General features: G+C 59.4%; 5 protein-coding genes. 1 reads left to right on the forward strand and 4 read right to left on the reverse strand.

From position 1 onward, the window contains the following. Positions 1 to 1,412 precede the first annotated feature (1,412 nt). Positions 1,413 to 4,241 carry a hypothetical protein gene (locus IC66_RS0132545; protein WP_038950465.1) on the forward strand — a complete coding sequence of 943 codons (2,829 nt, stop codon included), beginning with the start codon at positions 1,413 to 1,415 and terminating at the stop codon, positions 4,239 to 4,241. Between the two features lie 210 nt (positions 4,242 to 4,451). Here IC66_RS0132545 and IC66_RS0132550 read toward each other — a convergent pair whose 3' ends face one another. From IC66_RS0132550 to IC66_RS0132560, 4 genes are all read right to left on the reverse strand, one after another. Further along, on the reverse strand, positions 4,452 to 5,765 hold the full coding sequence (locus tag IC66_RS0132550) for a hypothetical protein (protein WP_161170733.1): 1,314 nt from the start codon (positions 5,763 to 5,765) through the stop codon (positions 4,452 to 4,454). A gap of 14 nt (positions 5,766 to 5,779) precedes the next feature. Next, entirely contained in the window at positions 5,780 to 6,520 is a 741-nt protein-coding gene (locus tag IC66_RS48530; RefSeq protein WP_225895087.1) for a hypothetical protein, read from the reverse strand. 166 nt (positions 6,521 to 6,686) lie between these two features. Next, positions 6,687 to 7,298 (reverse strand): amidase domain-containing protein, encoded by a 612-nt coding sequence (locus IC66_RS43815; RefSeq protein WP_011084384.1) that lies wholly within the window; start codon positions 7,296 to 7,298, stop codon positions 6,687 to 6,689. A gap of 118 nt (positions 7,299 to 7,416) precedes the next feature. Then, positions 7,417 to 13,323: a hypothetical protein gene (locus IC66_RS0132560; RefSeq protein ID WP_244429203.1), complete on the reverse strand. Its 5,907-nt coding sequence runs from the start codon at positions 13,321 to 13,323 to the stop codon at positions 7,417 to 7,419. Positions 13,324 to 13,410 lie beyond the last annotated feature (87 nt).

The raw sequence follows: 13,410 nt of genomic DNA on the forward strand, positions 1-13,410 counted from the left end.
CCGCCGTATCACTCAGCTCTGATTCCGGGTACTAGCTAATCTCAGCAAGACACCTGCGCATGCTGACCCGTAGACACCTGCTGGCAGGTTTTTCCTTGCTGGCATGCCCGACGATCTTGCGGGCCGCATCCGCCGTCGTAGTACCCGAGCCATCTCAAAAGCGCATAACCTCACCAATCAGCGTCAGCCATGCCGGGATCGACGGCGCTCAGATCGGCCGCAAAGAACTGCTTGAGGCCCACCCCTAGCCAATTCGCCCGCGGTCGGACTGTCCACGTCTCACCTACCGGCTATACCGCCGCAACTTGGCTGATGCAGCGAGCGGCACCGATGTGGGAAGCCGCGGGCTTCTTGGGTATGAGCGAAATGACGCTTCGCGAAACCTATGGTCATCACCACCCGGCCCGCCCTGCGTACCGCAGCGAACGCTATCGGAACGCATTCGGCACCGAGCAAGAACGTAGGATTGGTTGTTTCGTTGGTTGACGAAAAGACGAAGCGCGAACGGGCGGGCCAAGCCCTCCTTGAAAATACTGGTGGGCCCGGCAGGACTCGAACCTGCAACCAGACCGTTATGAGCGGCAGGATGCGGCAGGATATCGATCGGCTTCGTTGATTTTGCTGCTTTTTCGTTTGAGTTTGATCGCGTTCGTTGCGTTTTGTTGAGGTCGTTTCTGGTGCGAAACTGGTGCGGTTAGTGAATCGGGATCGAACTTGGCTAGCCCCGATCGTTCGGAACACTGCATGTCGGGGTGTGAGCCTGGCCCATGCTGGATTGGACCGGGACATCTGAAAAAGCGAAGCATCATCAGCAGTTAAAAATGTGAGTGACGTCGTGACGGCGGGCGAAGCTTCTGAAGACCGTTGAGGCTGATCTGACCGGAGACGACGACACAGGTCTGACCGATCTAACAGAAGGATCCGATGTCGATCGTACGAGAAATATTCAGGGCAGCGGAGCAAATTACGACATCATCTACTTCAGAGGGCGAGTCGAGCAAGGGGGGGCCGGTCGAGGTCTCTTTCTTGAAGCCTCGCTGCATGCACTTCGCGTCAATTTTACCCGCCTTGGGTCGTGTGGGTGCCAGATGCCCGCAATGGTAGTGCCGACGAGACGCATTGCCATTGCAACTTGGTTCGCCCCCAGTCTAGCCTGTCCGGACTTTCAGTCCGGCATATCTGATAGAGAAGCCGCAAGTTGGCTTCCGAGGTCATTTGATACCTCAGATCAGATTCTTTCACGGATTTTCGAGCGATCCGCTCTTCCACTTCTACTAGCATTGTATTACGATGCTACTTTCCTAGCATTGCAGCAAATGACTGCTAGAGCCTCTGACACAAACTTCGTCGCCTGGTTCGCCGTAGTGACGGTAGATGCTGCCATAATGGCTGAATTTTTCTAGCGAGCGAACATGTCCGCGAGCCGAACAATTCTCATAACGGTCCATGGGATTCGAACGTTTGGGGAATGGCAAGAGCGGCTTAAGAGCCTCGTTCAGGACGCAAATCCGAACATCGACGTCAAATCGTACCGTTACGGCTACTTTAGCGTTATCGCCTTCCTGATTCCGATTTTTCGCTGGCTGGCTGTCCGATCTTTCCGCAACCGGCTTCGTGAGATTATCCGGGAAAATCCAGGAAGTCCGATCACGATAGTTTGTCACTCTTTCGGAACGCACCTTGTGGCTCACGCCCTCCGCGGCATCAAGCCTGACGAATTACCTGTCATCCCAGCACTGATCCTTTCCGGAAGCGTCCTTCGATCCAATTTCAACTGGCGTCGCTTGCGTGCGACTGGAAAGTTGAAGTTGGTGGTCAATGATTGCGGAACGAACGACGGAATTCTAGTGCTGAGCCAAATGCTGGTACTGTTAACTGGTATGGCCGGACGGGTCGGCTTCTACGGATTCACCGACGACTTCATTGTCAACAGGTACTTCGCAGGCGGTCACAGCCATTACTTCCGCCCTGTCGGGAACGATCCGGATTCGTTTATGCGCGAATGGTGGGTACCCATCGCCGCTCTTGCTCAAGCTCCGAAGCCGGCCGGCGCGCTATCGCTAGGCGGGACTCTGCAAGGCGTTTTACATGCATTCATGCGGATTGCGGATCCATTGAAGGGTGGACTGTATTTTGGACTGATCGCCATTTTAGTTTTCTTCGGATACGTTCAACCGCGACGTGAGACGGCGCTTGAAGAGGGACGGCGCCAATATCAGGCCGCCGCCGGACAAGTGGGTAGCGACCGGCTCGTGTCGGATGCCGTGGCGTCCCTCGCTCGTCTGATCAATGCAGGGACATTCACTACCGAAAGGGACGTGGCCCGAATGTCCGATGTCGCGAGGTTCGGCTTGCAACGCCTGCTCACCGCGAACGAGGTTCTTGCTACAGTTCCAGCGGGAAGCATCTTCCGGTGGTCCGGTGGAATCTACCTCAAGGGGGATAGGTTTCTGCGGCTCGACGTTCCGCCGCCGCTCTTTCAGTTTCGACACTCCGACGCTGGAGTATCGGTCCTTATCACCGAGAAAGTAGTCGAGGTCGTTGAGCAGGAGCGGCAGCAACGTCAGATCGAGTTCATCGTGTTTGATCTAAAGCGTGCCACGGTTCTGATGCGCGTTCCTATCAACCACGATGGTCGCGCGAGCCGAGAATTTGTCGTGCGACCCTTGCGTGCCGACCGGAACCGCATTCTCATCGAATTTGCCGTGAGGGAAATCGAAGGAGACGACAGTACGACATACTACGTAGGTATTGACCTTGCGCGCCGAACAGCCCGGACATCGGCGATAAGGGAGGATATTGATCTCCGCTTTCATTCGAACTGCCAGAACTTGGCATGGTTCGACGATGAAGATAACGATGCAAAAAAGACAATCTCAATTGCACCACTGAGCTACCTGTTCGAGGATGCTATCGAGAGACGCACGGTGCCGCGACATGAGGATACGTCGAAATCCTATTCTGATGATCTACACCAGGACTGCGGAACGACTCTAGAGGTTCTCGGAATATCCAGGCTGCAATTCCCTCGATCGGTTCCCGAGCAGAAACTGTTCCAGATAGTGCAAGCCCCGACAATGGAGAATGAGGCAGCCGAAGATGCCTGCACGCCCGACCACAATCTGGGTACCGATACGCGGGTAGTAAAAGACATGACGTCGCTTGACTTGACGTCCATGAGCCTCATCAAAGGGACCAGCACGTCGCTTGAGCAGGCTAAGTCAGACATCCAAGATATGGGATGCCCTCAGATATTCTCCGGAAGCAAAGGGAAACAATATTTAGCGACAGCTATCGCAGTCGGACAATGGATGTACGGTCGTGTGATTTGTGAGATGATAGACGAGCGGCGGGTCGGTAGATGCGGGATCTACCCGTTTGCGTCCGAAGGTGGGGGCAGCATATGGAAGTCCGCTGCAGGAGATCTCGCAGTCCTCGGCGACGCGAGGACTGAGACGAATCCAGGCGGGTTTACAATCGTAGAACTTGCGAGTGGCACGCAGCTCGCGCCCAATGACATTCCACCTGGAACTGTTTTTGCCGCCGCGGTCGATAGCGAACGGCACGCGGTGATGGTGATCTCCGACGTGGAAGGATATCCGGGCGCCGCAGAGGTGTCCGCCTATCGCCTCGAAGCTGATGAGGTGAAATTGACTGGTCGGCGCACGTTTGAAGCGCCCTATGACGGCGTGCTCACTCACGAACGCGGTTCGGCCAACAAGAATGATGCGGCTCGGCCCAGGTTGGTGTTCACGGGCGGCGCGTTCGTCCTCTCCATGATGCCGGACACGCTAATCGCCCTCGACGTTCCAACGCCGACGAGTTGGTTTGATCAGGCCGCCGGGACGATCTCGAGCTGGTTTGTAAAACGTCAGGTGCTCCCGGATGCGTCGATCCCTCTTCGGTGGAGCGTACAACAGCTAGACCTAGGCGATACAGTTGCTGAGCTAACGGCGCGATCTGGAAGCCGAATACTAATTGCGCAGGTCGGTAGCAAGATTCGGCTTTACTCAGCACTAGACGGCGAAGCATTGACACCGCGCATCGATCTGGCTCAATTGAATCTGAGTTGCGTAGGCCGGTTGCTGTCAGCCGTAATCGAAGCGGATGAAAGTCTGACGTTCACCCTCGAAGGCTGCCGCGTACAGCGTGCTCCACCAGCGGCCGCCGAACGTGTTCCACATCTGGTCTCTAACCTCGAGCACTATTTCGAGATCGATGGAGTGAAGTCGAACGAATAGGAGTTTGCGGAGGAGCGGCTGCCTCATGCGTTGCAATTATGGGCAGGCAGAGCGCGCCGATGGACCACGGTGTAGCGCAAAGTCTGAACTCGAAACAGGAATTCGGTTTGTCTGTGCTGGCGGCGCTCAGACGGGTCCTGCTAGTTCGTACGCGGCCAAGAATGGGATGCTTTTGCAGCGCTTCGCTTGCACGTGCCAGATAGCTTGTTCTCAAGAACAAAAGCGTAGATCGCAAGCGTAGATGCGCTTTGCTTCGATTGAGTTCGGGCACGCCATTGCGCCTTTGGTCCATACCTCGTGCTCTCGTCGCTGACGGTCGGACTGCACCTTCAAACAGGAATTATAACGGGCGATTGACTTCAAAAGGGCTCCCCACGTCGGACCGCCATAGTCGCGGTTGTCCGGTTTCAGGCGAAGCGCATTGACTTCTGCCTCGGATTCGGGCCGCACCCGCACGGTTTCTCCCAAGGCACCTGACGGACGCGGCTGTCCGGCCTCGAGATTGATCTGGTCGATGAGCGCACCGAGAGGGTCGTTCTGCGACCAGTTGCGCAGTTTGAAGTTCTCGACACGCTGGAGCGCCTCAACGATTGTTCGGCGTAACCACTGATGCCGGTTGTCTTCAATGTCGATCGGTTTGGCCAAGGCCATGTGGCTCTGAGTGATTGGCTCCTGCTCGAAGCATCCGGCGGTATGGGTATATATGCGCTCGACGACAGTCAACTTGAGTGCCGGGATCTCTGCGACCGTTTCGTACGCGCACGATACGACAAAGGGTTTTCCCTGGCGCGCCTTGATTACCGAGCCCCAGTCCGTCTGCAACCCAGCCAGGAGATGATTGTGTCCTTCCAGCGTTTGCAGGTCCGTAATCTGGTGCCAGCCCGCGCCATACCATTGCGCGACGTATTCACCCCAGCAAACTTTGCGCAAGATGGCTGGAATCCAACAACCCCACGTCTTGACGAAATCAGCGAGCGGTGCACCTTCAGAGGGTGACCCGAGAAGGCCGAGGCCCACGATCCGGTCGAGACGAGCTTGCTCGCCATTCAACTGGAGACGGACAATGGCGCGTCTCAGAACAATACCGCCCATGCTATGGGCTACAAAAAGGACGTTGTTGTATTCGTCCAAAATCCGAAGGAACTCCGGATTGCGTACGAGCGATTCACCGATCTCGGTCGCAGAAATCGTTGCGGGCGCCGCATCCATATAGCTAACCGTATACAAGTCGATATCGCCGAGCGTCCTGCCGCCGGGCAGTGCTGCCGCGTGGTCCCGCTCGAAAATTGTGAACCAGCTCAGTGCTGGCTTTCCGTTCACCGTTCGCTTCCCAGGCTCGTAGCGCGGGCATTCGAAGGATCGTTCGGCAGCATCGGCATTCGTGGTGCTGCTTTCGAAGGTCGAGCAAGGACCGCCTCCAAGCCCATGGACGAAGACCAAGGCGACATCCGCGCCTTGAGGATGTTTACGAATGGTTTCGACCCCGATCGCGGCCGCGGAGCCTATCGAGGTGAGGAGAAGCATGAAGACCAGGAACCCTATTCGCGGCATCGGGTGCGTCCTACGGCTCTGGGAGACTTGACCATTAACGTGACGGGTTTCTCGCCGCGGACCACTAACTCGAGACAGCCGCGTGCGCTCATGTCGACGAACTCAAAGGAACCAGCCTTGTCCGAAATGACCTCTGGTTTTTCGGCCTGAAAGCGGGCAAGAATCATCTTGGGGTTGTTGGCAAGGTAGTCCACCAGCGCCGCTGCCACGGCGTCGCCTGCCTGGCCCGACACGGCTGGTCCCAACAAGATCAGAAGGCTGATGAGGAGCGGTTCTGGCTCGAGCTTGTTCGGATCGATGGCGAGATAGGCGGCGGCTGTCTCCAAGGGCGTTGGCTCAGGCGGCAATTTGATGTCGCTGCTCTTCACTTTCTCTTCAAGAAAATCGACGCGGAGATATGCTGTGTCCCTTGTTCTGACCGACAGGCTGCCGCTGCGCACGCGATCCAGAAATTGACGCTGCGTTGCCCCGGCTCGATTCGGATCAGTGAGCTTTTCGTCGTTGCCGCGCGCAGCATCGAACCAGCGAAGCTGGCATGCGCCGCCGCCCGGTTCGATGATCCGGCACGTCCCTCGCGGCGCGAACGATGCGATCGACCGTACCTCACGGCACGCACACTGGCACTGCGGTTCTGGGCTCGTTCGGCATTGCTCGTCCTGCGCGCGGAGCGAAACGATTGATGAGCAATACACAACTGGAAGAAGCGCGAGAATTCGTAGCCGTCCCATTGTCTATCCCCGGATCTCCGACGAAAGCCGGCCAGTCCTACCCGACCAACGGCCATCGCGGTAGTTGTGGACCTTATCATGCACGCCCTCTGCTGAACACATGCTTATCGTATTCCGGAGCCTGCGGGCGCTACGAGTGAACCGAGGGCAGCCGGTCTACGGAACGCTATGCAACCAGAGGCGCCGTGTCACGCACTCGCGCTAGCGTGTAGCTGACATTGGTAATAGCGACGCTATCCCATTCCTGGCCGGTTTCGTTGGTTTGATCGCATCGGCATCGCGTATGACATGCAATTCGTTTCTTTGCATCAGCGAGATACATCGCGGAATGACCATATGCATTCGCCGATGGATCCCAATAAAAGATCAAATCTCCGGCGGCGAGTTGAGAAAGCTTGTTCGCAGTTTGCGTGTGATTTGCCTTTTCGAGTATTGTTTCGATCAATCCGTCCTCGGTCAGTGTGCTGAACAATCGACGGGCGCTGATGACCCCATAGATCGCAGACGGGAAATCCCGGCGTATTGGCAGTCCGCCGCCGGCCTCGTTTGCCTCATGTCCAAGGCAGCATGAGAGAAAGTGGGCGCAATCATCGACATTGTCGATCTCCATCCCATCTGGTCGGCGCGCTGTTTCGTTAGTGTCAGTGCGGACGAAGATGGTCCCGTTCGGAACCTTAACGTAAGGAGTTGCTTCGCGAACGCCGATGTATCCATCAGAGCATGACTTCGTCCAATACTTGCGGGCGTACGCGAGCGCCTTGGTACGATCGTATGTCATTTTACCTCGTTATGTGCTCAGTTAAAAAACAGATCGAAGCAATGTCATTTACGACGACGTAGAAGACGTACGCAGGCATGCGATGGTATTCGAATCGGCACGCCGGCCATCCTTCCGATCAGCTCTCGGATTTCTCGAAGTCAGCCTTGGCCGAAGGCAGCTGGCCGCCGCCTGTTCGATCCACCTTGACGAGAAATCCGAACGCGTGACCCGAATCCGCTCCTGCCGGTCCGTTGCCGGCAAACGGCCAGAGAAACATTCCGCGCCGGCGAACGTGACCTGCGACCAAGTCGCTGAGCAGATCGGGATACTCGATCGCTTGGGGCAGTGGCGCCGTCGCAAACAGCGTTGTGCCGACGGCAGCGTCCACACGTTGCAGGGTTGCGAGCCCATACGTGGCGGCCGGCGGTGGTAGCACCGGTTGGGCAATGACGCCGACATTAAGTGTCAGTTGTTCTTTGTCGGCTGCTTCGTTGTTCACCGTGACCTGCAACCGGTCACCCGCCTTCAATTTTGCGGGCACGTCGGCCGACGGGCTTTTCGGATCAACGGGCTCTCGCAGCGCGGAGAGCGGAATCGCATAGATTTCGCAACCTTCCACGACATAACGCGAACCAGGGAATTTGGGGTTCGAGGGTTTGGCCTCGGTCGCCGCGATTTGCAGTGATCGCGACGGTCCGCCGTCGCCCGGCACGACCTGAACGATCAACGCCCAGGAGCCCGCAGGCTTTTCGACCTTCGTGTTGAGGCCTTTTTGCCGCTTCCAGAACGCCAAATGGATCGTCGCGGCAGGATCATATTCGGCCCGATCGACCGCAAGGACGTGCGGTACGTCTCCGATACCGACCTGATTGCTGGACGTTGGGCCGCCGAGTTCGCGATCATAGGCCGGATCGCCGAACGCCAGCGTGAACGTCTTGACTGGCAGCCATCGCTGCCGGCTCGGGATGTGCGGCAGGTCGAAAACCAGAACATGCGGCGGACCGGGCAGAAGCTGATTGACGGTTCCGGTTTCAAGCTGTGCAGAGCCGGATCCATTTATCGACGGATCGCCTTCATTCGCCTGATTGGGCCGCGTGCCGCGGATCGTTATCCGTACCGGTGTGTCTGCCGAGGAATCGCGAAGCGCCTGCGCGACGGCTGCCTGCGCCGCGTCACGCGCCGGTCCCTCGACGATGAAATCGATCATCAAGCGTGTTGGTCTGGGTCCGCTTGAAGGAAGCGGTGCCCAAATCATTTGGGTGAATACGACAATGATGTCCCCAACCCTGAGCTCAACCCGTGGACGCCGCTTCTCGGTCTGTGAAGGCAGGAGGCCGATCCGTGCCAGTGCGACGTGAGCGGCGGGATCGGGCCCGGTCAGATCAGTTGGCACGGTTGCGATCAGGCGGAGTCTTCCGTCCCAATCGGCCGAAAGACGCCCGTGATCTGGATTCTCCACGCGGATCGTCACGGCATGTGGGCTCCGCGTATCGCCTGTCAGGTGGCGATCGAAGCGTACGACTTGCGCCGGCCCCGCGACAACCTTGAAGGCTTTCAGATTCTTCGCGCCATCGATCTCGTCCATCGAGAGGTAAGTCTTGCGCCGGATCGCCAGGTCGGAGATTTCGGGGAGCGCCGATGATCGCGGGGCTCGAACCTGGCGTAGGGTTAGGGGTCCACGCCAGGCCGGGCGACCGAACCGGCTGAAATCCTTGTCGAACGGCACCATGAACGATGTCAGCAGTACGCCCTCAAACTGCGAGAGCATGACACCAGGCCGTTGTCCGGTGACAGTGGCTTCGATCGCGCCCGGAAGCATCGGCGCGAGACCGGCACGGTCCGCCGATTTGGCGGCTTCAGGCAGCGGATTTCGAGCCTGACCGAACGCCGCGGCGATCGCGTCAATGGTCGGCGCGCGGGCTCGCGGAGGAGCCAGCACGGAATGCCGGTCGGGTGGGGCGCGCAGACTCTTTGCGGCACGGCGACGGAATGCAACCCGTTGTCCGGCCGTGATGAAGGCGCTCTCGCGCATTTCTGCGGCATCGGCCGGGAGATAGCCGCCTTCAACAGTCTGGTCAGGAGCGCCGGTCGGGTCGTGCTGGATCTCGTCATCCGCAATCGCGCTGCGGTTCCATGCGATTGCTGGCCATGCCAAGCCCCGCACGCGCCCCGCCCAGGCGTGCTGCTCGTTGCGGCGAACTTCTTCCTCGCCAAGACTGACCTGCGCTTTCGCGGTGTCATCGGCACGGGTAACCAGCGGCCAACCCAGTGCCGGCGAGGCATAGATCGTATCGGACAGTCTTCGCAAAACGTGCGGCCGCTGCTCCTTCATGAGCGGCATCGCGGGCTGCGTAACCAGCCACGAAACGTGCGGTGGCGGAATCCGCGACGGCGAATCCGGATCGCGAGACGATTTAGGATCGTGAATCGTCAAGTAGCTGCTGTCGACGCTGGCGAGTATCAGAACCCGCGGATTCGCGCTCAACCCGAATGCGCGCATCGACGCATCGGCGCGTTGCTTGCCGTCAAGGACCACCTGGTTGCTGGCGGAATCGACCAGCGTGGCGGCAAGCGCGGCGGGAAGAAAGTCATTTTGCACCGATGCTGCGTCGGTCACGATAAGTGTCACCGCCGGCGCGGCAGGATCGAGGGGCGGCGAATTCGGGGGCCATGCCGTCACCGTAAACCTGACCTCGCCAGAAGCACGGACACCGTCAAGGGGTACCTCCCGTGCCGTCAAGCAACTGATCCGCCGGACAAATGGTGGCACGGGATTGCTGCTCAGCGCCTTGCCGTAGGCTTCCGCCACCGCACTCAACGCCAGCAGCGTGCGCGGGAAAAGCGGCCGGGACAGCGGGGGAACGGCCGCGGTCTTTGGCACTAGCATGGCCTGATCGACGGCGACCATCGCGCGGGCCTTGCCGCCGCCCACGATGGAAGACATCAGTGTTTCAAGCAGACTTTGCGTTCCGTCCTGAACCGCACACGAACTGGGCGGCGGTCCCTCCAGCGACCGTGGCGTGCCGGCTGTCGCGTCATACAGAGCAATATTGTAAACGCGATCGCCGTTGTCGGTGTGGGTTTGCGGACAGGCTTTCAGCGCACCAAGGGCGGCCTCGCCGTTCGCGTCTCCCCCCGGAGAACTGGACAGGGGCGACCATGGCAGGATCCATTGGGGGACAAGCACGACGCCTCGGTTCGGCGTTTCCAGCGACGTCACGACTTCGGTCAGTGCAGCGCCGGTGAGAACGAGCGAGTCCGGTGCGACGGTCCCTTTCAGCGCCTGCATGACATATTCAACGGGGAAGCCTGCATCAGCAAGCGCGCGGCGAACCACGCCGGCTATGCGGACATCGGCGTCCAGCGCGGAGTCCTTGTAGCGCGCGAGGAATGCGTATCGATCTCGCGCCGGATCCGGCTGCAGATTTGCCGCCGCAATGAGCCCGTGCATGTCGAACATAATGACTTCATCGATTGACGTCCATATCAGCGGAGTGTTCGCCAGCGTGGCTGGCGCACCCGGCCACGCTCCCTTCACGGGTGTCAATGTGTGATCGACGACAGCTCGGAACGACCACGACCTGCCAAGGAGCACGGCGTTCCCGTTGGCAACAAGGATGTCCGTCGGCAATTCATGTGCGCAAAGCCGCGGTTGTACCTTGTGCGCGAGCATCAGCTTTGCAAGCGGGTCGCCGCTGCCACGCATGGTCAGCGTTGCCGGCCAGTCCCCCGGCACGGAGGAATCGGGATCGAACGAGACGCGGCTCGGCGTCGCGTAGCCGACGGGCCACGAAACCGAACTGATGTCGAGGCCCGGCGCCGCAAATGCGGCGTCGAACAACAACCGCGAGGTCCAGCGCACCGGGTTGCCGTCAACTGCCGCGGCGCCGCTGTGACGATGCCGGATGGCGGTGATCCGTTGCGGCGATGTCGACGTATCGGCGTCAAACGCGAATTCGACCAAGGCCGAGCCGAGCGCAGGGGTTGGCCATGTCGGCCATTTCTGGCCTTCGACGGCATGTCCTTTCGGGAATACGACGGCCACCACCCCCTGCAACGTCCCGGCCGGCAGATGGAAGCCGCGGAAAAGCATCGGAGGTTGCTGCCCGTCGACCGGGCCGGCGATCTTGTCCTTGACTTCGATCGTGACCACCCCGGTTTCGTGATCGATCGATTCCGCCCCATCGGCGGGGCGAGATCCGAGGCCAAGCCATTGCAGCGTACCGTTGGTAAAGTTGCGCTTGAAAACTGGCGGGCTATTCGCGTTGCGTAGCGGAACGGTGAGGTCGCCGTCGGCGAGATAAAGCATCGGACCGCCGCGCTCCGGCCAGATCAGTTCCATCTTCTTGAGGTTCAGGATGCCTTCTACCGGCGAAGCGCTGAATGACGCGGTCAATCCGGGCGGATTGAAGCCCGCATCAGTGGTGTCGAGATTGCAGTCCTGTCCGAACAGACGCACACGAAGGTTGGCGGACGCGATGTCGGGTTTACTGTTCTGGACGTCCCGGGTGAAATGGAAATCGAGGCTCAAGCGTGTTTTCGAGGTCTTCGAGGCAGCCTGATTGGGCCCGTGATGTACCTCAACATCCGACACCAGAGAAACCGACTTCGGTTTGTCGCCGGGTTTTGGATCAACCTTGGACGGCGGAACGAACGGGTCGGAGACCATGGTCGGATCCGAAGGATCCTTGATTTCGATCCGAATCATCTTGGTCAGGGCGAGACTACCGTCCGGCATCGATCCGGGCCCAAACGTCAGCCGCACAAGATTGCCGGTCGCATAGATCGCTTCGGCGGCGAACGGCGCGGTGTCATTGTCGTCGGAAGGAGGCGACTTGTATTGCACGGAAGCCAGCAATTCGAACTGCAGCACACCGCCAGCGGAAGCGATGTCAACACTGAGCAGACGTAACGGTCGGGCGGACAAAGGACCAGCCAAGTCGAACTCAAACCGACCGCGCTTTGGTTTTTTCTGGTTCCACGATTTCCCCCCCGGCGGTCTCTCTTCTTGCGGACCGAAGAAACCCCATTCGTACACCGTGCGTGTGACCCGGTTGCGATTGATGGCGGCGGGATCGGGCCCGAGTCCGGTTTCAAGACCACCGGAGGTATCGAAGGTCAGCTGGCCGGCGTCCGTCTTGAGCGGCAGGTCACGGAACCAGAAACTGCAACCGACGTCACCGACCATGACTTTGACCGGCTTGCGCAACGTTGCCAGCACCAGGGCCAGGTCGTCGGGCGCCGCACGCAGCGCCGCGGTCCGGCTAGTTTGAAGAGGCGAAGTCAGATCCGGAACCAACGCGAGCGACAAGCCACGCGCGTCTTGCAGATGGTTGGGCTGGGTCACGGGCGTCGCTGAACCGGGTGACGTGAAGGCGACGGGGAAAGAAGATGCTGCGAAGCCCTTCACCTCGATCTGGCCGGGACCGGGCGCCGTCGAGGGCTTCAGTTCATTGCCGGTCGTGGGAATTGTGAAGTTAGTGTCGGGCAGGCCAGCCAGCGCCGCGGGTCCATACTGCCAAGTGTTACCAAGGATATAAGCGCCGAGATGGACGTCAACGTTTGGTGCCGGAGGCAGAGCACTGAAACCGAATGTCGGCGGCTTCCAGACATACGGCTCTGCGATACCGCGAACGATGCCATCGGTTACGCCGCTTAACCGATGCCAAAGTTCAACAACGGGCTTGTGGTCTTGATCTTGCAATTCACGAAGCACGACGCGATCGCCTTCGGTCCGTGCGCGCGCCAATCGTCGTGCGTTTTCGAACCACACGCCGGATAGCCGCGCCAGATCGAGTGCCGTTGGCGGTGTGTCGATCCTTTTCGGGCTCTCGGGCGCCGCATCGGACGATCCGGCTTGCGATTTCGCGTCACCGGAAATCGGCACCTTCGGCTCCGGCGCCTTGGAATCTGCGAACAGCTCGTCGAGCACCGGCAAGTCGTAGCGGAGTGACACCCGCATCTGGCTGCTCGACACAGGCGTGGCTGCATCCGCCGAAGGCGTGAACTCGATGCCCGGCAATGTCAGCGAAGCCAGCGCCACGCCCGCGCTTTCTTCGGGAGATGACGGATACGGCCCGGGCGCCACGGCCCGCTGCGGTGGCCAAGGCCAGCGCCAGCGGCCGGCGCC

This window comes from Bradyrhizobium genomosp. III (genome assembly GCF_000261705.1).
GTDB lineage: Bacteria > Pseudomonadota > Alphaproteobacteria > Rhizobiales > Xanthobacteraceae > Bradyrhizobium > Bradyrhizobium ottawaense.